Source organism: Methylobacterium sp. WL6 (assembly GCF_008040095.1).
GTDB lineage: Bacteria > Pseudomonadota > Alphaproteobacteria > Rhizobiales > Beijerinckiaceae > Methylobacterium.
Genome location: NZ_VRVH01000590.1, coordinates 1 through 1,119, shown reverse-complemented (window position 1 = coordinate 1,119; position 1,119 = coordinate 1). Strand labels below are relative to the sequence as shown.

Here is a 1,119-nt window from a genome sequence, read left to right as displayed (position 1 = left end):
CCGGCGCCACGGCCTTGCCGGCCGCGGGGGCGAGGTCGCCGGCGGTGGCCGCCTTGCGGAAGCTCTCGCGGTCGGCGCGCTGGAACGGCACGGTGAGGATCACGGCGCCATCGCGCGGGCGCGTCGCGGTCTCGATCCGCCCCACGGTGGCGGGGCCGGCGAGATCGACGACGATGCGCGAGCGCCCCGGCGCGAACAGCCCGTAGCGGAACGACTGCACCAGGCCCTCGCGGCGGCGGCCGGTCTCGGGCGCGAGCTGGAAGTTGACCTCGGCGAGGTCGATCACCGCCCGGTCCGGGCGCTCCATCACGAAGGCGCGGGCATCGACCGGCTTCGACAGGGTGAGGGTGAGCTTGGTGCCCGCGGGCGAGGCGGCGAGGTCGGCCGCGATCGCCACCGCGGGCGGAGCCCGGTCGCCGTTCTGCGCGCAGGCGGGCATCGCGACGAGCGCGACGGCGGCCGTCAGGATCGCGGAACGGATCAGGCGCGCGGATCGCAGCATCGGTCGGCCTCCCGAGCCTCCGATACGGCATAGGAGCGACATGGTTAACCGGAGGTTTCCGGCCAAGCTCCATTCCGGCAGCGGCTGTGACCGGGAGGCGACAGGGACGTTCCGCCGCCGGCGGTCTGGTGCACGGATGCCGCGCGCCAACCGAACCGGCTCCTTTCCGTCATCCCGGGGCTGTGCAACAGAACCCGGGATCCGGCCCCCCCGACGAGACCGATCGGGGCGCGACCGGCGGTCCTGGCTCCCGGGCTCGCCTTCGGCGCGACGACGCGTCGGATTTGCCGGGATCCGCGCGTTGGCGAGCGGACGGCGGCGCGGCAGCCTCAGCGGTGGCCGACGATCCGCGTCGCGCGGCGGGCGAGCTCGCTCCAGCAGGTGAGCGAGGCGTCGGCGACGCGCTGCATCTCGTTGACCTGCAGGCGGATCGCGTCGGCCGGCGAGCGCGCGTCCTTCAGCGCGCTGAGATGGGTCAGCACCGCCGAGCTCTCGTCGCGCATGAAGGCGAACAGGGTCTCGCCGAGGCCTTCGAGGTCCTGACGCAGGGCCGGGACGGGTCGGCGCCCGGCGCGCCAGGAGGCCGGCGACGGCAGCGCACCGTCCGACAGCTGCAC

Annotated in this window: 1 protein-coding gene and 1 pseudogene; both read right to left on the bottom strand. The window is 74.8% G+C overall.

What is annotated here, in order from left to right; genetic code table 11:
- On the bottom strand, nucleotides 1–502 hold a 502-nt coding region (locus FV230_RS28600), incomplete at its 3' end, for an AMIN domain-containing protein (RefSeq protein ID WP_147844762.1).
- Between the two features lie 329 nt (nucleotides 503–831).
- Nucleotides 832–1,119: pseudogene (locus FV230_RS30160) on the bottom strand (hypothetical protein); the annotation flags it as partial.